General features: G+C 60.2%; 18 protein-coding genes. 13 read left to right on the top strand and 5 right to left on the bottom strand.

Annotated elements, in window-relative coordinates:
- Nucleotides 1–16 precede the first annotated feature (16 nt).
- The 3 genes from ACSFE6_RS16520 to ACSFE6_RS16510 all read left to right on the top strand — a co-directional run bounded on the left by ACSFE6_RS16520 (nucleotide 17) and on the right by ACSFE6_RS16510 (nucleotide 2,680).
- Entirely contained in the window at nucleotides 17–1,294 is a 1,278-nt protein-coding gene (locus tag ACSFE6_RS16520) for a flavohemoglobin expression-modulating QEGLA motif protein (RefSeq protein ID WP_435428621.1), read from the top strand.
- Between the two features lie 145 nt (nucleotides 1,295–1,439).
- Nucleotides 1,440–2,354 carry an alpha/beta hydrolase gene (locus ACSFE6_RS16515; RefSeq protein ID WP_435428620.1) on the top strand — a complete coding sequence of 305 codons (915 nt, stop codon included), beginning with the start codon at nucleotides 1,440–1,442 and terminating at the stop codon, nucleotides 2,352–2,354.
- A complete protein-coding gene (locus ACSFE6_RS16510) occupies nucleotides 2,351–2,680 on the top strand; it encodes a hypothetical protein (protein ID WP_435428619.1) in 330 nt (109 codons plus the stop codon). The genes ACSFE6_RS16515 and ACSFE6_RS16510 overlap by 4 nt, the downstream gene beginning before the upstream one ends.
- 138 nt (nucleotides 2,681–2,818) lie before the next feature.
- Here the strand turns inward: ACSFE6_RS16510 and ACSFE6_RS16505 are convergent, their stop codons facing one another.
- The 3 genes from ACSFE6_RS16505 to ACSFE6_RS16495 form a co-directional block, all read right to left on the bottom strand.
- Nucleotides 2,819–3,607: an OmpA family protein gene (locus tag ACSFE6_RS16505; protein ID WP_435428655.1), complete on the bottom strand. Its 789-nt coding sequence runs from the start codon at nucleotides 3,605–3,607 to the stop codon at nucleotides 2,819–2,821.
- A gap of 49 nt (nucleotides 3,608–3,656) precedes the next feature.
- Nucleotides 3,657–4,070 carry a DUF4398 domain-containing protein gene (locus ACSFE6_RS16500; protein WP_435428618.1) on the bottom strand — a complete coding sequence of 138 codons (414 nt, stop codon included), beginning with the start codon at nucleotides 4,068–4,070 and terminating at the stop codon, nucleotides 3,657–3,659.
- 283 nt (nucleotides 4,071–4,353) lie between these two features.
- Nucleotides 4,354–4,698 carry a pilin assembly protein gene (locus ACSFE6_RS16495; RefSeq protein WP_435428617.1) on the bottom strand — a complete coding sequence of 115 codons (345 nt, stop codon included), beginning with the start codon at nucleotides 4,696–4,698 and terminating at the stop codon, nucleotides 4,354–4,356.
- 216 nt (nucleotides 4,699–4,914) lie between these two features.
- Here ACSFE6_RS16495 and ppc point away from each other — a divergent pair, with 216 nt between their 5' ends.
- From ppc to ACSFE6_RS16465, 6 genes are all read left to right on the top strand, one after another.
- The gene (gene ppc / locus ACSFE6_RS16490) at nucleotides 4,915–7,545 is read left to right on the top strand and encodes a phosphoenolpyruvate carboxylase (RefSeq protein ID WP_435428616.1); all 2,631 of its coding nucleotides are present in this window, start codon (nucleotides 4,915–4,917) and stop codon (nucleotides 7,543–7,545) included.
- Between the two features lie 289 nt (nucleotides 7,546–7,834).
- The gene (gene adk, locus ACSFE6_RS16485) at nucleotides 7,835–8,482 is read left to right on the top strand and encodes an adenylate kinase (RefSeq protein WP_435428615.1); all 648 of its coding nucleotides are present in this window, start codon (nucleotides 7,835–7,837) and stop codon (nucleotides 8,480–8,482) included.
- Nucleotides 8,483–8,574: 92 nt separating this feature from the next.
- Complete coding sequence (gene tsaB / locus ACSFE6_RS16480) at nucleotides 8,575–9,249, top strand: tRNA (adenosine(37)-N6)-threonylcarbamoyltransferase complex dimerization subunit type 1 TsaB (protein ID WP_435428614.1); 675 nt, start codon at nucleotides 8,575–8,577, stop codon at nucleotides 9,247–9,249.
- A gap of 233 nt (nucleotides 9,250–9,482) precedes the next feature.
- The gene (locus ACSFE6_RS16475; protein ID WP_435428613.1) at nucleotides 9,483–9,785 is read left to right on the top strand and encodes a hypothetical protein; all 303 of its coding nucleotides are present in this window, start codon (nucleotides 9,483–9,485) and stop codon (nucleotides 9,783–9,785) included.
- Nucleotides 9,782–10,642, top strand: coding sequence for a DUF72 domain-containing protein (locus ACSFE6_RS16470; RefSeq protein ID WP_435428654.1), 861 nt, complete (start codon nucleotides 9,782–9,784; stop codon nucleotides 10,640–10,642). Before ACSFE6_RS16475 ends, ACSFE6_RS16470 begins: the two co-directional genes overlap by 4 nt.
- 34 nt (nucleotides 10,643–10,676) lie before the next feature.
- Nucleotides 10,677–11,498 carry an isocitrate lyase/PEP mutase family protein gene (locus ACSFE6_RS16465; protein WP_435428612.1) on the top strand — a complete coding sequence of 274 codons (822 nt, stop codon included), beginning with the start codon at nucleotides 10,677–10,679 and terminating at the stop codon, nucleotides 11,496–11,498.
- Nucleotides 11,499–11,501: 3 nt separating this feature from the next.
- Here the strand turns inward: ACSFE6_RS16465 and ACSFE6_RS16460 are convergent, their stop codons facing one another.
- A complete protein-coding gene (locus ACSFE6_RS16460) occupies nucleotides 11,502–12,122 on the bottom strand; it encodes an energy transducer TonB (protein WP_435428611.1) in 621 nt (206 codons plus the stop codon).
- A 93-nt stretch (nucleotides 12,123–12,215) separates the two neighbouring features.
- Between ACSFE6_RS16460 and ACSFE6_RS16455 the strand changes: the two genes are divergently transcribed.
- Nucleotides 12,216–12,998: a class I SAM-dependent methyltransferase gene (locus ACSFE6_RS16455; RefSeq protein WP_435428610.1), complete on the top strand. Its 783-nt coding sequence runs from the start codon at nucleotides 12,216–12,218 to the stop codon at nucleotides 12,996–12,998.
- Nucleotides 12,999–13,044: 46 nt separating this feature from the next.
- On the opposite strand, the gene ACSFE6_RS16450 is transcribed toward ACSFE6_RS16455, so the two are convergent.
- On the bottom strand, nucleotides 13,045–13,698 hold the full coding sequence (locus ACSFE6_RS16450; RefSeq protein ID WP_435428609.1) for a TetR/AcrR family transcriptional regulator: 654 nt from the start codon (nucleotides 13,696–13,698) through the stop codon (nucleotides 13,045–13,047).
- Nucleotides 13,699–13,791: 93 nt separating this feature from the next.
- Here ACSFE6_RS16450 and ACSFE6_RS16445 point away from each other — a divergent pair, with 93 nt between their 5' ends.
- The 3 genes from ACSFE6_RS16445 to ACSFE6_RS16435 all read left to right on the top strand — a co-directional run bounded on the left by ACSFE6_RS16445 (nucleotide 13,792) and on the right by ACSFE6_RS16435 (nucleotide 19,079).
- Nucleotides 13,792–14,892: an efflux RND transporter periplasmic adaptor subunit gene (locus ACSFE6_RS16445; protein ID WP_435428608.1), complete on the top strand. Its 1,101-nt coding sequence runs from the start codon at nucleotides 13,792–13,794 to the stop codon at nucleotides 14,890–14,892.
- A 6-nt stretch (nucleotides 14,893–14,898) separates the two neighbouring features.
- Nucleotides 14,899–17,964, top strand: coding sequence for an efflux RND transporter permease subunit (locus tag ACSFE6_RS16440; protein ID WP_435428607.1), 3,066 nt, complete (start codon nucleotides 14,899–14,901; stop codon nucleotides 17,962–17,964).
- 833 nt (nucleotides 17,965–18,797) lie between these two features.
- On the top strand, nucleotides 18,798–19,079 hold the full coding sequence (locus tag ACSFE6_RS16435) for a DUF6124 family protein (RefSeq protein WP_435428606.1): 282 nt from the start codon (nucleotides 18,798–18,800) through the stop codon (nucleotides 19,077–19,079).
- Nucleotides 19,080–19,254 lie beyond the last annotated feature (175 nt).

Genomic DNA, 19,254 nt, shown 5'->3' with positions numbered 1-19,254 from the left:
TTTTCAGGAGTTACCGGTGGACGAATACCAGCAGTCGATACGCATTCTGTCCGATCGCATTGTGCTGGCGCAGACGCCGATCCGCGTCCTTGATGCGGTCAAATGGGATGACACCATCCGCAAGGGTTTCCTCAAGGCCAAGGGCAAGGAAATGCCGGCGGTGGACCGCGACTATTACCTCAACCGGCCACTGACGTTCGACTCCAGCAAAGTGAAGCTGGAGTTCCAGAACATCGAGCGTGATATCACCCGCCAGCTCGGCCAGTTCAACCCGGTCGGCCAGATCATGCGCCGCATGTGCAAGGAATACCGGATGGTGGTGCGTATGCTCGAAGCGCGCGGCACCGAGGATTTCGGCCTGATATCCCAGGAGTTGTATGGCGCTGCTTCCGACGCGTTCCATGCCGGCGACCCGACGCTGTCCGACCTGGGCATGATGCTGTCCGAGTACCTGAACAACATCGACGGCCGTGGCGACCTGAAGGATGAACCGAAGACGTTGACTGCCAAGGAAGCGGTCGAGATGCTGCAGCACCGCTTGAACAAGGTGTTCGGCGAGGCAGAAGAAACCATTCGGGTGTTCGAGTCCGACGGGATTGTCGCCGATGCGGCGGCGGGTGCCGACTACATCAAGATTCGCTCCGATGCGATGTTCAACCAGCGTGATGTGCGCGCCCTGGAAGTTCATGAAGGGCTGGTGCACGTCGGCACCACCCTCAATGGCCTGAACCAGCCTATCTGCACCTTCCTCGCCAAGGGCCCGCCCTCGTCGACCGTGACCCAGGAAGGCCTGGCAATCCTGATGGAAATCATCACCTTTGCCTCTTATCCCAGTCGTCTGCGCAAACTGACTAATCGCACGCGCGCGATTCACATGGTGGAGGAGGGTGCGGATTTCCTGCAGGTGTTCGAGTTCTTCCGTGAGCAAGGCTTTGAGATGGCCGAGAGCTACAGCAACGCCAGTCGCGTGTTCCGTGGCTCGGTACCGACAGGTCTGCCGTTTACCAAAGACTTGTCCTACCTCAAGGGCTTCATCATGATTTACAACTACATTCAACTGGCCGTGCGCAAAGGCAAGCTGGAGCAGATACCGCTGCTGTTCTGCGGTAAGACCACCCTGGAAGACATGCGCACCTTGCGCCAACTGGTGGATGAAGGATTGGTGGTGCCGCCCAAGTACCTGCCGGAGCAGTTCAGCGACATGAACGCGCTGTCGGCGTGGATGTGCTTCTCCAACTTCCTCAATCACCTGAGCCTGGACCGGATCGAGGCGGATTACTCCAACATCCTCTAGGTTTGGTGATACCCCTGTGGGAGCGAGCCTGCTCGCGAATGCGGATTTACATTCAATATTGATGTTGTCTGACACACCGCTTTCGCGAGCAGGCTCGCTCCCACAGTAATTTGTTTCACTCCCTTTTCCTGCGAGGTTTCAACGGATGAGAATCCTCGGCATCCTCTGCCTTGTCCTGGCCTTGAGCGGTTGCAGCTCGCTGCTGTTCTACCCCGAACCCGGCCAGTTGTTCACCCCGGAAAAAGCCAAGCTCGAATTCCGCGATGTCACCCTGACCACCGCCGACGGCGTCAGGCTGCATGGCTGGTGGCTGCCGGCGAAAAAAGGCGTCGAGGTCAAAGGTACGGTGCTGCACCTGCACGGAAACGGCGGCAACCTGCCCATGCATCTTGGGGGCAGTTGGTGGCTGCCCAAGCAGGGCTATCAAGTGCTGCTGGTGGACTATCGCGGGTACGGATTGTCCGAAGGCGAACCCAGCCTGCCGGCGATCTATCAGGACATCGACGCCGCCTTCAAATGGCTCGACCAGTCACCCGAGGTCAAGGGAAAACCGCTGATCCTGCTGGGGCAAAGCCTTGGCGGTGCGATGGCCGTTCACTACCTCGTCCAACACCCCGAGCGGCAAAAACAACTCAAGGCATTGGTCCTTGATGGCGTGCCTGCCAGCTATCGCGATGTCGGACGTTATGCACTGAGCAATTCCTGGGTGTTCTGGACGTTCCAGGTGCCGCTGTCCTGGCTGGTGCCGGACGGCGACAGTGCCATCAACTCCATGGCGCAGCTCAACGGCGTGCCGAAACTGATCTATCACAGCATCGACGATCCGATCGTGCCCCTTTCCAACGGCATCCGTCTGTATCAAGCTGCGCCGCCACCACGTGTCCTGCAACTGACCCGTGGCGGTCATGTACAGACGTTCGCCGACCCGGTCTGGCGCAAAGTCATGCTGCGTTACCTTGAAGACCCGCAGCATTTCAACGGCCTGCGCCGCCTGGCAGAAGTGCCCAACTACCCGGCACCAAAGAATTCAGAAAATGAACCACCAGAGAGCCCGCAATGAGTGAAGAACGTAACGCCATCCCGCTGATCATCACCGGTATCTGCAGCATCCTCGGCACAGTCGGTGCCTTGTGGTGGTACGGCTACCTGCACTTCGCCAAGCCTGAGGACGCGTTGCTGCTCAACGAATTCACCATGCTCAAGACCGTGCCGGGCGAAGACTACAGAGTCTCCCTGGAACCGGCGGCGCAAGTGGCGCAGTGCATTGATGGGGTGCTGGTGTTGTTTGATACCGAGCAGAAAGGTTTGACTGGCGTGCTGGTCAACGACAAGAAGAAAGCGGTGCGGTGCATGGGGCAGGAAACCCCGCAGAAGTTGGAGCCGTAATCAGGTTTTATTGGCAAAACAAAAGCACTGTGGGAGCGAGCCTGCTCGCGAATGAGATCGGGTATTCAACATTGATGTTGACTGATACACCGCCTTCGCGAGCAGGCTCGCTCCCACAGGGATTGCCGCACGCCAGGATTAGTTGGCACTCACCGCCGAGCGCGGAATCACCGGCTGATTGTCATTGGAAATCGTCACTTCCACCCGACGGTTCTGCGCTCGGCCCGAGACACTGGTGTTATCCGCCACCGGGTATTCCTTGCCGTAACCCTGGGCGACGATCCGCGCCGGATCGACACCCATTTTCACCAGCGCCATGCGCACCGAGCCGGCACGACGTTCCGACAGTGACTGGTTGTGCGACGCTGTACCGGTGCTGTCGGTATAGCCTTCGACACTCACTTTGCGCTCCGGGTTTTCCTGGAGGTACTGCGCCAGTTTGCTGATGTTCGTCAGGCCGTTGGATTTCAGCTCGGCCTTGTCGGTGGCGAACAGGACGTCACCGAAGGTCACCAGTGTGCCGCGATCGGTCTGTTTGGCGTTGAGGCTGGTCTGCAATTTTTTGATCTGCTGGTCACGTGCATCCAGACGTGCCTGGGCCCGTTGCGCGGAGGCGTCTTTGAGCTGGGCCTCGGCGGTGCGCAGGGCTATGGTCTGTTTTGCCACTTCCACACGCTGGTTCGTCAAATACGCCAGTTGATCGACTTTGGCCGGGTCCTCTTTATCCAGATAGGCCTTGTCGGCCATGTCCAGGTAATCGCTGGCTTCCTTGGTTTCCAGTGCCGCGACTTTGCTCGCTTGAGGATTGGCCTCCAGGCTGGAGTAGTTGCTGCGGGCCTGTTCAAGACTGGGGTTTGGCGGTGTGGAACATGCCGCCAGGGCAACGCTGGCGGCCAGCAGGGCAGGGAACATCAAGTGTTTGCTAATCATGGTTTAGTCCTTTCAGTCGAGTAAAGAAATACGTCGTGCCGCACCGTTACTGAACGGTGCGCTGGCTTTCCTGACGCAGTTCCTGAACCCCTTGGCGAGAGTCCTTCACAGTCTGTTTGGCTTTCATGGCCTGGGCCTTGCGCTCGGCGACCCGCGCGTCCCACTCAGCCTGTTCGGCCAGGTTTCTGGCCTGGTCGTACTGTTTGTCGTGCATGGCGATTTCGGCTTGTTTCAGTTTGTCCTGGGCGGCTTTCATTTCCACCGCGGCGAATTCGGTGCCGCCGGCGCTGACGGCGTTGTTGACCGCTGACTCGGTCACGGCGAATTGCTCGGTGGGAGGGTTACCGGCACACCCGGCCAGCACGAGGCCGCCGCCGATGGCCAGGGCCGCCATTTTCAGGTTGTGCAACGGGGTAAACGAGGATTTGCCAGTTTGGGTTTTCATGGTTTTCAACTCCATTGGGCTAACTCCTGAACAACCAACAATCCATCCTGGGCATGGAGCCGCAACCTTCATTTTCGTGGCGTTTTGCAACGGCCGTCCCAGGCGTGGTTACTGGGTTGACCCGGGGCGTTTTTTAAAAGTTCAGAGAAATTAACCAGGCAGGAGGCTTTGGCATTTTGTTGTAGGAGCGAGCTTGCTCGCGATGGTCGTCAACGAAAACGCGTGATGTCTGAATCATCGCGGTGTATCGAAGTCCATCGCGAGCAAGCTCGCTCCTACAGGGGATCGCGGAGAAAGATCAGTGTTTTTGCTTGTCGTGACCGGACGACAAATCCTGCAAATGACGCCGGGACAGCGCAAGAAAACGCGGCGTCGGACCGATGTCTTCGTACAGCGGATCACCTTCTTCGTCGGTGGCGACCACGGTCGAACCTTTCACATAGGGAAAGCTTTTTTCCAGTTCTTCCAGGGCGGCGCCAATCAGTTCGCCGAGCAGTTCTTCAGGTTGCCGCTTGGGGTACATGTCGATGATCGCTGCCAGCCTGGCAGCCGCTTCAACATCCAGATGAATCGAGTAGCCGGTATCGGTCAGTCGACCCTTGGCGTTTTCTTCCCAGTGACGGGCAAGCTCTCGGATTTTCATAATGACCTCATGGCACGCCTGCTCGTGGCAGGTCGGGAAAGGGTCCGGCGGCAGCCGGCGAAAGCCGTTGTACGGCATATTGTTCAGACTAGCTTGTGCGCAAGAGGTTTAAAGTCCCTTCGTCGTCCGGGTTGTAAGAAGCGGCATGGAACGGCACTCTCTAACTCAGAAGCATGAGATTCATGGCCGCCCGGATTCTTTGCTGGAGAACTGCTGATGACCGATATTGATGCACGCTTGCGCGAAGACGTTCACCTGTTGGGTGAGCTGTTGGGCAACACCATTCGTGAACAGTACGGGGACGGCTTCCTCGACAAGATCGAGCAGATCCGCAAGGGCGCCAAGGCGGACCGGCGTGGTTCCATGGACGCCGAACTGAGCGCCAGCCTCAACCAGTTGACCGAGGACGAATTGCTGCCGGTGGCGCGAGCGTTCAACCAGTTTCTCAATCTGGCCAACATCGCTGAGCAGTATCAGCTGATTCACCGTCGCGATGAGTCGCAGCCCGCGCCGTTCGAAGCTCGAGTCCTGCCGGAGTTGCTCGCTCGCTTGCTCGCTGAAGGTCATGGCGCCGAGTGCCTGGCTCGACAGCTGGGCCGGTTGGAAATCGAGTTGGTGTTGACCGCGCACCCGACCGAAGTCGCACGCCGCACGCTGATTCAGAAATACGACGCCATTGCCGCGCAACTGGCGGCCCAGGATCACCGTGATCTGACCAGTGCCGAACGCGAGCAGATCAAGTCGAAACTACAACGTTTGATCGCCGAAGCCTGGCACACCGAGGAAATCCGCCGCACGCGTCCGACCCCGGTCGATGAAGCCAAATGGGGTTTCGCGGTGATCGAGCATTCGCTGTGGCACGCCATCCCCAACTACTTGCGCAAGGCCGATCAGGCCCTGCACGCTGCCACCGGGCTTCACCTGCCACTGGAGGCCGCACCGATCCGCTTTGCCTCGTGGATGGGCGGCGACCGTGACGGCAACCCCAACGTGACCGCCACCGTTACCCGTGAAGTGCTGCTGCTCGCACGGTGGATGGCAGCTGATTTGTACCTGCGCGATGTCGATCAACTGGCCGCTGATTTGTCGATGCAGCAGGCCAGTGATGAACTCAAGGCCAAGGCCGGTGACAGCGCGGAACCCTACCGTGCCGTACTCAAACAGCTGCGCGACCGTCTGCGTGCCACGCGTAACTGGGCTCACACCGCGTTGTCGACGCCAACAGCGGCACCCGCCGATGTACTGCAAAACAACCGCGATCTGCTCGACCCACTGGAGCTGTGCTACCAGTCCTTGCATGAGTGCGGCATGGGCGTGATCGCCGACGGTCCTCTGCTCGATTGCCTGCGCCGTGCAGTCACCTTTGGCCTGTTCCTGGTGCGTCTGGATGTACGTCAGGACTCGTCCCGCCACAGCGCAGCCATGACCGAAATCACCGATTACCTGGGCCTGGGTCGCTACGAGGACTGGAGCGAAGACGAGCGTATCGATTTCCTGACCCGCGAACTGAACAACCGTCGACCGCTGCTGCCGGCCCACTACAAACCGTCCGCCGACACTGCCGAAGTGTTGGCGACCTGCCGGGAAATCGCTGCCGCGCCGGCGGCGTCCCTCGGTTCGTACGTGATCTCCATGGCCGGTGCCGCTTCCGATGTGCTGGCGGTGCAACTGCTGCTCAAAGAATCGGGTGTGTTGCGACCGATGCGTGTGGTGCCGCTGTTCGAAACCCTCGCTGACCTGGATAACGCAGGACCTGTGATCGAAAAGCTGTTGCTGCTGCCAGGCTACCGCTCGCGCCTGCAAGGGCCGCAGGAAGTGATGATCGGCTACTCCGACTCGGCCAAGGACGCCGGCACCACGGCGGCGGCCTGGGCGCAATATCGGGCGCAGGAGCGGCTGGTGGACATCTGCCGCGAGCAGCAAGTGGAACTGCTGTTGTTCCACGGTCGCGGCGGAACCGTGGGTCGCGGCGGCGGCCCGGCCCACGCGGCGATTCTGTCGCAGCCACCGGGTTCGGTTGCGGGGCGTTTCCGCACCACCGAGCAGGGGGAAATGATTCGTTTCAAATTCGGCCTGCCGGACATTGCCGAGCAAAATCTCAATCTGTACCTGGCCGCGGTGCTCGAAGCGACCCTGCTGCCACCGCCACCGCCCACACCCGAGTGGCGCCATTTGATGGACGAATTGGCCGCCGATGGCGTCAGGGCCTACCGCGCCGTGGTGCGGGAAAACCCGCAATTCGTCGAGTACTTCCGTCAGTCCACGCCGGAACAGGAGCTTGGACGTCTGCCGCTGGGCAGTCGCCCGGCCAAGCGTCGCGCTGGCGGGATTGAAAGCCTGAGGGCGATTCCTTGGATTTTCGGCTGGACCCAGACTCGTCTGATGCTGCCGGCCTGGCTCGGCTGGGAAGCGGCATTGAGCAAGGCGCTGGAGCGCGGTGAGGGCGAGTTGCTGGGGCAAATGCGCGAGCAGTGGCCGTTCTTCCGCACCCGCATCGATATGCTGGAGATGGTATTGGCCAAGGCGGATGCCGATATCGCCCGGTCCTACGATGAGCGTTTGGTGGAGCCGGACTTGCTGCCTTTGGGTGCGCACTTACGCGACCTATTGTCGCAGGCATGCTCGATCGTCCTGGGGTTGACCGGTCAGTCTCAGCTACTGGCACATAGCCCAGACACCCTGGAATTCATCCGCCTGCGCAACACCTACCTCGACCCGCTGCATCTATTACAGGCGGAGTTGTTGGCCCGTTCGCGACAAAAGGATGTGGCGCAGGGCAGCCCGGTGGAACAGGCGCTGCTGGTGTCTGTGGCGGGGATTGCCGCCGGATTGCGTAATACCGGCTAAGGTTTTTGCCGTGGGGGCAGGCACCCGATGCAGGCGTCGGGTGCCGTTGGATGGCGGGCGAAAATATGCTGCCAGGCGACAGTTAATGATGGGGTTGCGACTTGGGGAACCGCGCCAAAAGGTTACAAGACCCTGCGGTTTCTCCGACTTTTGGCGGCTTGTGTGGGCGCAGCCTGCTGTGTATCTTGATCAGCCTTTGGCCGTTTGGGCGGTCACGACCCTATTTTTGAGATTGGCCCCACGAGGCGAATCTGACGTTATCCATACAAAAAAATTGAGGAGCACATCGATGCGCGTCATTCTGCTGGGAGCTCCCGGGGCCGGTAAAGGTACTCAGGCTAAGTTCATCACCGAAAAATTCGGCATTCCACAAATCTCCACCGGCGACATGCTGCGTGCTGCGGTCAAGGCCGGCACCGAGCTGGGCCTCAAGGCCAAGGGCATCATGGATGCCGGCGGCCTGGTGTCCGATGACCTGATCATCGCGCTGGTAAAGGATCGTATCTCCCAGTCCGATTGCGCCAACGGTTTCCTGTTCGACGGTTTCCCGCGCACCATTCCTCAGGCTGAAGCCCTGGTGACCGCCGGTATCGGGCTGGATGCGGTTGTCGAAATCGCCGTCGATGACGAAGAAATCGTTCAGCGTATCGCCGGTCGCCGTGTTCACGAGGCCAGCGGTCGTGTGTACCACACCGTCTACAACCCACCGAAAGTCGCTGGTAAAGACGACATTACCGGCGAAGACCTGGTACAGCGCAAGGACGACACCGAAGAAACCGTGCGTCATCGCCTGTCGGTCTATCACTCGCAGACCAAGCCGCTGGTGGATTTCTACCAGAAGCTGTCCGCTGCCCAAGGCAAGCCGAAGTACAGCCACATCCCTGGCGTAGGTTCGGTTGAAGCGATCACCGGCAAGGTGCTTGAAGCGCTGAGCTGAAAAGCCTGATCCGATGCATCATCCACGGCCCGCTTGCGGGCCGTAGTTGTTTATACTGACGCACTTTTTTGACCTCTTTTACGGAAACATCGATGAGCACCTTGCTGGCCCTGGACACCGCGACCGAAGCTTGCTCCGTTGCCTTGCTGCATGACGGCAAGGTCACGAGCCATTATGAGGTGATCCCGCGCCTGCATGCGCAGAAGCTGCTGCCGATGATCCAGCAATTGCTGGCCGATGCTGGTACCACGTTGCAAGCGGTGGATGCCATTGCGTTTGGTCGCGGACCGGGTGCGTTCACCGGTGTGCGTATCGCCATCGGCGTGGTGCAAGGTTTGGCGTTCGCTCTGGATCGTCCGGTGTTGCCAGTCTCGAACCTGGCCGTGCTGGCTCAGCGTGCCCATCGCGAACACGGCGCCAGCCAGGTTGCCGCCGCCATCGATGCGCGCATGGACGAGGTGTATTGGGGCTGCTACCGCGAGACGGCGGGGGAGATGCGGCTGGTCGGCCACGAAGCGGTGTTGCCGCCGGAAGTCGCCGCGCTGCCGGCCGACGCCAGCGGCGAATGGTTCGGTGCGGGCACCGGTTGGGGGTATGGCGAGCGCATCGCCGTCAGCCTGAGCGGCCAGGACGCGAGCATGCTGCCACACGCGGAAGATCTGCTGACCCTGGCACGCTTCGCCTGGGAGCGCGGCGAGGCGATCGTGGCCGATCAGGCGCAGCCGGTGTATCTGCGGGATAAAGTGGCGACTCCCAAAGCACGTTGATTTCCGACACCGAGTTTTATTCTTCGCGAGCAGGCTCGCTCCCACAGGATTTGCGCTATCCATTGTGGGAGCGAGCCTGCTCGCGAAAGCAATCTCACAAACACAGCCAATCGTCGCTTTCTAACCCCAGCTTTTAAACCTTTTGCTCTTTATGTGTTCTAGTTATCACTCGGCGGTTTGCGAAGTGGGAGTTGCGCCACTAAACTGCCATCACTGATACCGAGCATGCACATATGCGTATAGACGGCATTTCCTCTCAGTCCTACCCCATCAAGCGCAAGCCTCGCAAAGGTCATGTGGTGGAAGACGAGGCTGTCGATATCGATGGCGAACTGGAATTTCCGTCCGAAGAGCAACTGGCCGCCCGCGCCAAAGCCGCCGCACAACGCCTGAGCAATCTCCCCGCCCGTCAGCAGGACATGCTTTACCACCGCGCCATGAGCAAAAGCGTGGCGATGGCCCTGGCCAGCTACCTGAACACCGCCGGTTTCGTGGATTGGGATGCGGAAGTCGTGGGCCTCGACCTGTACATCTGATGCTGCCTTACTACCTCGGCTGTCCGTCCTGGAGTGAAAACGCCTGGCGCGATTATCTGTATCCCCCGGACGCCAAACCCTCCGAGTTTCTCGCTCTCTATTCCCAAGTCTTCAACGCCGTGGAAGGCAACACGACCTTCTACGCGAGCCCGGCTGCGAGCACCGTGCAGCGTTGGGCCGAAACGATGCCCGAACATTTTCGCTTCACCGCCAAGTTTCCCGGTGACATTAGTCACGGCGGTGACCTGCGCGAGCAACTGACCGCTGCTGAAACCTTCACCCGATTGCTCAGTCCCCTCGGCGAGCGGGTGTCGCCGTTGTGGTTGCAGCTGTCGAAAAGCTTCACGCCGCAACGCTTGCCGGAGCTGGCCGGGTTTATCGATGCGCTGCAGTGCCCCTTGGCGGTGGAAGTGCGCCATGACGATTTCTTCGCCAAGGGTGATAGTGAGCGAATGCTCAATCGCCTGCTGCTGGATCGCGGCGTCGAGCGCATTTGCCTCGATCCCCGGGCGCTGTTCAGTTGCACATCGACCGATCCTTCGGTACTGCATGCCCAATCAAAGAAACCCAGAGTGCCACCTCGTCCGGCGGCGTTTACTCAATTTCCGCAAGTGCGCTTCATTGGCCATCCACAGCTGGAAGCCAACGATTCGTTTCTGTTGCCGTGGGTAGAGAAAATCGCCCTGTGGATCGAAGAGGGCCGCACGCCGTATATCTTCCTGCACACCGCTGACAACGTACTGGCGGCGAAACTGGCGCAAGGCTTCCATGCCCGATTGATGCGGCGTTTGCCTGGCTTGCCGGCGCTGCCTGAGCTATACAGAGAACCCGCCGCCGAGCAACTTGGCCTGCTCTGAAGGCGGATTCGTTCCCCCTTTTCAGGAGCTGCCAATGGACGCGCAAACCCTTCGAGCCCAAGCATTCAAAGCCTTGCACGAACGCGACGGGATTTTTGTGATGCCCAACCCGTGGGATGCGGGCTCGGCCAAAATGCTGGCCAGCCTGGGCTTCAAGGCGCTGGCGACCACCAGTGCCGGGTTCGCTTTTTCCCAGGCGCGGCCCGATGGAGGCCTGACGCTGGACGACACCCTGGCCAATGTCCGGGCGATCGTTGCCGCCACCGATCTGCCGGTGTCGGTGGATCTGGAAAACGGCTTTGCCGATGATCCTGTCGAATGCGCGCAAAGCATCGTGCGGGCGGCTGGCGCGGGTGCCGTCGGTGGTTCGATCGAAGATGCCACTGGCCGTCCCGACGCGCCGATCTATTGCTTCGAACATGCCGTAGCCCGGGTCAAGGCCGCCGTTGCTGCCGCGCGCAGCTTGCCTTTCACTTTCATCCTGACTGCTCGGGCCGAGAATTACCTGCATGGCAATCCGGATCTCGATGACACGATCCGCCGTTTGCAGGCATTTGCCGAAGCGGGGGCTGACGTGCTTTACGCACCGGGTCTGCGCAGTGCTGAAGAAGTCTTGGCCGTGGTCCGCGCCGTGGCGCCGAAGCCGGTCAACGTGTTGATGTCCGGTGGCTTGAAGCTGACGGTGCAAGAACTGGGCGAAATGGGCGTCAAGCGCATCAGTGTCGGCTCGGCACTGGCCCTGGCCGCGCTGGGCGAGTTCTACCGTGCCGCCGAGGAGATTCAGGCGTCAGGCACATTCGGCTTTACGTCGCGGTCCATGCCGTACGCCAAGGCCAATCAATTTTTCAAAGGCTGACCATCAGGCGGCGAGGCGCAGGTTCTGCAGGATGATCGGGCGCGCCCAGCCGTTATCGAAATCGAGTTGTTTCTGTTGTTCCACCAGTTCTTCAGGCGAGAACGGCGGGAAGGGCTTGTCCAGCAGATCGAGTTCGAATTCGGCGATCGGCAGGTGCAGCGGACGCGGTTGCGGTGCCGGGCTGGCTTCCGGCACTGGCTGGCCGGCGGTCAGTACGATCGGGCGCACCCAGCCGCTTTCGAAGTCCTGCTGTTGTTGCTGGGCGACGATTTCTTCCGGCGGGAACGGTGGGAACGGCTTGTCGGCCAGGTCCATTTCGAACTCGGCAATCGGCAGGAACAGTGGCTCTGGCGGACGAACCTCAGTGTCCTTCACGTCGCATTCGCGCTGGGAAATGATGTGCGCCAGCAGATCGCTGCCAACGGTGGGTTCGACCGGGCTTTCGAGATCGACCGGCGGAAAGTTCAAGGATTCAGGCAGCACCTCACCCGACTGTTCAGCCAGCGCCCGGGCAAAGAAGTCCTGCCAGATGTGGCTGACGCCGCTCAGTGCCTGGGTATTTCGCAGGTTGTAATCGCCGTAGGGCGAGATAAAACCTGTGATGGTAGGTTGAATGTCTGACATTTCTCTCGGTCGACGCTCAGCTCTGGCAAAATGCTCGATAGTTTTGTTATCGGCAGTTTTTGCCGATCATTAATTTTTTGAGCGTGTTTTCCCATGATTGAGCAACCCGCGGCGTGCCGCATCCATGTCGAAGCCCTGAGCGAGACTTTTCAGCCACAGGCCGAGCACTGGGCCGAGCGCCTGGGCCTGCCGTTGCAGGTGGATGACGGTGAGTTCGCATTGCAGGTGGGCGACCAGGGATTGCAGCTGCAACAGCTCGGCCCGGACGCGCCGGGACCGGTGCGGGTGGACTTCGTCGAGGGGGGCGCGGCCCATCGCCGGTTGTACGGCGGTGGCAGTGGGCAGATGATCGCCAAGGCCGTTGGCATCGCTCAGGGCGTGCGTCCACGGGTGCTGGATGCCACGGCGGGGCTGGGCAAGGATGCGTTCGTGCTGGCGAGCCTGGGCTGCGAAATGAGCCTGATCGAGCGTCAGCCGCTGATCGGGGCCTTGCTGGAAGATGGCCTGGCCCGTGGCGCGGAAGATTTCGACGTGGCGCCGATCGTGGCGCGCATGCGTTTGCTCAAGGGCAATTCAATCGAAGTGATGAAAAACTGGGAAGGGGAGCCACCGCAGGTGATCTACCTCGACCCGATGTTTCCGCACCGTGAGAAAACCGCGCTGGTGAAGAAGGAAATGCGCCTGTTCCGGCCGTTGGTGGGTGATGACCCGGATGCGCCGGCGTTGCTTGAAGCCGCCTTGGCATTGGCTTCCCACCGGGTCGTGGTCAAGCGCCCGCGCAAGGCGCCGTGCATTGACGGGCCCAAGCCGAGTCATGCGTTGGATGGCAAGTCCAGTCGGTATGACATTTATCCTAAAAAAGCACTTAAGTCTTAAGCTGCAGCTGCAAGCTGCAAGCGATGCTGTTACTTGCCGCTTGCAGCTAGTCACTTGCAGCTGCTTCTCTCCGATAAGCCCGCATAAACAACTCCACCACCTCCCGCACATGGTCCTCCGCCGCCTCACCGGTCAGCGGCTCGCCGCAGCCATAGAGCAAGCGGAAATTCGCTGCTCCCTTGAGCAGGCAGAAGAAGTGCTCCGCCGCATTGCGCGGTTTGTCGATGTGCAGCGCGCCACTCTGGTCGATCTTGCTCAGCAAGCGCTCCATGCCATGCAGCATGCGCTCGGGACCGGCCTCGAAGAAGATCAGCGAGAGTTTCGGGTCCTGGCTGCCCAGGGTCATGATCAAGCGATGCAGGTTCACTGATTCGTCGCTATTGATCAGCACATGAAAACCACGTGCGATGTTCAGCAACACGGTTTCCACCGCCACGCCGTCGGGCAATTCGAAAAACAGCGTCGGCAGCTGTTCCTCGCACTTGGCGACTACGGCGGCGGAGAACAGCGTCTCCTTGTCGTTGAAATGGCTGTAGACCGTCAGCTTCGAAACGCCTGCTTCTGCGGCGACAGCATCCATGCTGGTGTTGGCATATCCCTTGGTCAAAAACAGCGTTTTCGCCGCGTCGAGGATCGCCTGGCGTTTGGCCAGATCCTTTGGACGGCCTGGGCCGTTGGGTGCTGAAAGATTGTTCGGCATATGCGCTTTTATTACTGGACTGGTGAGTTTGCTATTAATAACATACTGGTCAGTATAATTATTCCAAGCACCATTAGCGAAAGGTCCGTCACCATGTTCCGCTATGCCTTGCCCCTCGCGTTGCCAGTCACTCTGGCGTTTTTTTTGACGGCGTGTGGTCATGAAGAGGCGCCCCAAGTCAGCGTTCGCCCGGCCATGGTGGTCCAGCCAGAGCCTTCGTCCCAGGCGATGGAAAGTTATCCCGGTGAAATCCGCGCCCGCTATGAGCCGGACCTGGCGTTTCGCATTGGCGGTAAAGTCAGCCGACGACTGGTCGATGAGGGGCAGCGGGTCAAGGCTGATCAACCGCTGGCGGAACTCGATCCGCAGGATGTGCGCCTGCAACTGGAGGCGACCCGGGCCCAGGTTGCCGCCGCCGAAGCCAATCTGAACATGGTGCGTGCCGAGCGTGACCGTTACAAAACCTTGATGGAACGTCAGCTGGTCAGTCGCTCGCAGTACGACAACCACGAAAATCTCTACCGCTCCGGCGAAGCTCGCCTGAAGCAGATCAAAGCCGAATTCAACGTCTCCAGTAACCAGGCCAGCTACGCCGTGTTGCGCGCTCCTCAGGATGGCGTTGTGGCCAAGCGTGCGCTGGAGGTCGGGCAAGTGGTGGCCGCCGGTCAAACCGTGTTTACCCTGGCCACCGATGGCGAGCGTGAAGTGTTGATCAGTCTGCCGGAACAAAATTTCGGCCGTTTCAAGGTCGGTCAGCCCGTGTCGGTGGAGCTGTGGACGCATCCGGATCAGCGATTCCCGGGTCGCATACGTGAATTGTCGCCCGCCGCCGATCCGAAGTCCCGTACCTTCGCCGCCCGCATCGCCTTCAACGCCGGCAAGGTTGCGGTGGAACTGGGCCAGAGTGCTCGGGTGTTCGTGCAAACCGCCGAGACGGTCCCGCTGTCGGTGCCGCTATCGGCCCTGACGGCGGAAAACGGTGTGACCTACGTCTGGGTCGTCAGCGCCAACAGCACCTTGAAGAAGACCCCGGTGCGGGTCGGTGCTTTCGGCGAGAAAACCGTTCCGGTGCTCGAAGGCCTCAACGCCAGCGACTGGGTAGTGGCCGCCGGCGTCCATGTGCTTCTGGACGGGCAGCAGGTACGCCCGGTGGATCGCTCCAACCGCGTGGTCAATCTGGCGCACAAGGAGTAATCCCCGATGGGCTTCAATCTTTCCGAATGGGCGTTGCGCAACCGCCAGATCGTCCTGTTCCTGATGCTGTTGCTGGCCATCGTTGGCGCACTGTCCTACACCAAGCTCGGCCAGAGCGAAGATCCGCCGTTCACCTTCAAGGCCATGGTGATTCGCACCAACTGGCCGGGTGCTACGGCGCAGGAAGTCTCGCGCCAGGTCACCGAGCGCATCGAAAAGAAGCTGATGGAAACCGGCGAATACGAACGCATCGTGTCCTTTTCCCGCCCGGGTGAATCCCAGGTGACCTTCATTGCCCGCGACTCCATGCACTCGGTGGACATCCCGGAGCTCTGGTACCAGGTGCGCAAGAAGGTCAGCGACATCCGCCACACCTTGCCGCCGGGCATTCAGGGGCCGTTCTTCAACGATGAATTCGGCACCACCTTCGGCAACATCTACGCACTGACCGGTGAGGGTTTCGATTACGCCGTACTCAAGGACTACGCCGACCGCATCCAGATCCAGCTGCAACGGGTCAAGGACGTGGGCAAGGTCGACTTGCTCGGTTTGCAGGACGAAAAGATCTGGATCGAACTGTCCAACGTCAAGCTCGCCACCCTCGGTTTGCCTTTGGCGGCAGTGCAACAGGCCCTTGAGGAACAGAACGCGGTGTCCACCGCCGGCTTCTTCGAAACCAGCAGCGAGCGATTGCAGCTACGGGTCTCGGGGAATTTTCAGACCGTCGATGAGATAAAAAACTTTCCGATTCGGGTTGGCGATCGCACGTTCCGTATCTCCGATGTGGCCGATGTGCGCCGTGGTTTCAACGATCCACCTGCGCCGCGCATGCGCTTCATGGCCGAGGACGCTATCGGTCTGGCCGTGGCTATGAAAGACGGCGGCGACATTCTGGTGCTGGGCAAGGCCCTGGAAATCGAGTTCGCCCGCATTCAGAAAAACCTACCGGCCGGCATGCAGTTGCGCAAGGTCTCCGATCAGCCGGCGGCGGTGAAAACCGGGGTCGGCGAGTTCGTCCAGGTGCTGGTGGAAGCGTTGGCGATTGTGTTGCTGGTGAGTTTTTTCTCCCTCGGCGTGCGTACCGGCATGGTGGTTGCCCTGGCGATCCCGCTGGTGTTGGCGATGACTTTCGCCACCATGTACTATCTCGGCATTGGCCTGCACAAGATTTCCCTCGGCGCGCTGGTGCTGGCGCTGGGGTTGCTGGTGGACGACGCGATCATCGCCGTGGAAATGATGGCGATCAAAATGGAGCAGGGCTTCGACCGGATCAAGGCGGCGAGCTATGCCTGGACCAGCACCGCGTTCCCGATGCTCACCGGCACCCTGATTACCGCCGCCGGGTTCCTGCCGATTGCCACTGCGCAGTCGGGCACTGGCGAATACACCCGATCGATCTTCCAGGTGGTGACCATTGCACTGCTGGCCTCCTGGGTGGCGGCGGTGGTGTTCGTGCCGTATCTGGGGGAAAAGCTGCTGCCGGATTTGGCGAAAATTCACGCGGCCAAACACGGCCCTGACCAGCCTGATCCTTATGGCACGCCGTTTTATCAGCGGGTTCGAAGCGTGGTGGAGTGGTGCGTGCGTCGGCGCAAGACCGTGATCGTGGCGACGGTGATTTTGTTTATCGCATCTGTGGTCCTGTTCCGTTTTGTGCCACAGCAGTTTTTCCCGGCATCGGGCCGACTGGAATTGATGGTCGACCTGAAACTGGCCGAAGGCGCTTCCCTGAGCAACACTGCCGAGGAGGTCAAACGCCTCGAAGCGCTGCTCAAGGACAAGGCTGGGATCGATAACTACGTAGCTTACGTCGGCACCGGTTCGCCGCGTTTTTACCTGCCGCTGGATCAACAACTTCCCGCCGCGAGCTTCGCCCAATTTGTGGTGCTGGCCAAAAGTATCGAAGAGCGTGAAACCCTGCGCAGCTGGTTGATCGCCACCCTCAACGAACAATTCCCGGCGCTGCGCTCGCGGGTCACGCGCCTGGAAAACGGTCCACCGGTTGGCTATCCGGTGCAGTTCCGGGTCACGGGTGAGCACATCGAGGAAGTTCGCGCTTTGGCCCGCAAAGTCGCGGCCAAGGTTCGCGAAAATCCCCACGTGGTCAACGTGCATCTGGATTGGGAAGAACCGAGCAAAGTTGTTTATCTGAACGTCGATCAGGACCGTGCACGGGCGCTGGGCGTGAGCACGGCGAACCTGTCGAAGTTCCTGCAAAGCTCACTGACCGGTTCCAGTGTCAGCCAGTACCGCGAAGACAACGAGCTGATCGAAATCCTGCTGCGCGGCACCTTGCATGAGCGCACCGAACTTTCGCTGCTGCCCAGCCTGGCGGTGCCGACCGACAACGGTCGCAGTGTGGCTTTGTCGCAAGTCGCCACCCTGGAATACGGCTTTGAAGAAGGCGTGATCTGGCATCGCAATCGCCTGCCCAACGTGACCGTCCGTGCTGATATTTACGGCAAGGAACAACCGGCGACGCTGGTGCAGCAGATCATGCCGACCCTCGACCCGATCCGCGCCGAACTGCCGGATGGCTACTTGCTGGATGTCGGCGGCACCGTGGAAGACTCCGCCCGCGGGCAGAACTCGGTGAAGGCGGGCGTGCCGCTGTTCATCGTGGTGGTGCTGACGTTGCTGATGCTGCAACTGCGCAGCTTTTCCCGCACGGCGATGGTGTTTTTGACGGCGCCGTTGGGCTTGATCGGGGTGACGCTGTTCCTGATGGTGTTCCGCCAGCCGTTCGGTTTTGTCGCCATGCTCGGGACCATCGCCTTGTCGGGGATGATCATGCGCAACTCGGTGATCCTGGTGGATCAGATCGAGCAGGACATTGCGGCCGGGTTGAAGCCGTGGCAGGCGATCATCGAGGCCACGGTGCGGCGGTTCAGGCCGATTGTGCTGACGGCACTCGCTGCGGTGTTGGCGATGATTCCGTTGTCGCGCAGTGTGTTTTTCGGACCAATGGCAGTGGCGATCATGGGCGGGCTGATCGTGGCGACGGCGTTGACGCTGCTGTTCTTGCCGGCGTTGTATGCGGCGTGGTTCAGGGTCAAGAAAGATCCGGTCTGAGTTCGTTTGACTTGGCCGCCTTCGGGCCGACCAAGCTCCTGATTGATTGAGTACATATCCGTTGCTGCGGCAACGGCTGCTGGCGGTTTCGCCCTTACGGCGAGTCACTTTTAACAAACGCCTTAAAAGTAACCAAAAGCGCTCGCCCCGGCGTCCGGCCCCTCGCTGGGGCTCGGGGTTCCTTCGCTCCGGCATTCATCCGGGGGCATCGCCTCCGGTTTGCTGCGCTGCACCTCCTCTCGATGTGTGCGGCTTCGCCGCACGGCGCTGCGCGCCTTCCCCCCGGATGAACGCCTCCACTCAGCCTCCCGAAGGGGCGGGTGGATCAAGATCAAGAGCTGCAGGCGAGCTAACGCTCGGCCTATTGAGTGGTGAGGAGCAGGTCAGGTATACGCCGACCCTGTGGGAGCTGGCTTGCCAGCGAAGACGGCCTGACAGCCGATCAATTTCCCGCTGATACACACCGATCAAAATGTGGGAGCGAGCCTGCTCGCGAAGGCAACCTCACAGCCAACGATGTTTATCGATCAATCAAAACTTCAGAACCTTCCCACAACACTTTCAGGTTGTCCCTAGGAAGCATGATCTCTAGCCTTTGCCCGTCGCTGCAAAAATCAGCGACTGGGTTTCGCAGCCCGGTTAAACTTCAGGCGCACAGCGTCCACCATCCGAAAGCGGGCGCTTTTTTATGCCTGTGTCATGGCGGTTGTGCGCGGGATACCTTCGGGTATGCCGGGTGCCTGAAGTCCCGGTCTGCGAACCTGCGTACAGCTGCCACCTAATTTTCGTTTCGCAGCGATCAGTGGCAGCTCCACAACTTCAGGAGCTTCACCATGATCAAACACAGCCCAAATCCCCCAGATGTAGATCCAAACCCACAGGCAAAAACCACTTACCGCCCCTGTCCAATTTTCACCATCCATCCGGGCGTCAGTTCCGAAACCCTCCTTGTCCACGCCCATGAAACCCTTGCATCAGCCAATGTCATGGCCACAGAGTTGTCCTCCAGCCTGACCGGACCGACGTGCAATCTGGTGCTGGGTATTCAACAGATGATTGTGCTGGCGCAGCTGTCGGTGAACCGCGTGCTGGATCAGCTCGATCCACAGCCATAACTCAATGAGTTAAACCGCCCCCTGTAGGGGGGGGGGGGGGGGGGGGGGGGGGGGGGGGGGGGAGGGGGGGGGGAGGGAGGGGGGGAGGGGGGGGGGGAGGGAGAGGGGGGGGGGGGAGGGGGGAAGAACAAAAAGAACGGCGCATTCACCGGTCAACAGGAAGTCGTGGAAGGTG

The organism is Pseudomonas baetica, from assembly GCF_051216495.1.
GTDB lineage: Bacteria > Pseudomonadota > Gammaproteobacteria > Pseudomonadales > Pseudomonadaceae > Aquipseudomonas > Aquipseudomonas baetica_B.
Note: the sequence above shows the minus strand (reverse complement) of the source record. Positions and strands in the feature narration are given on the sequence as shown.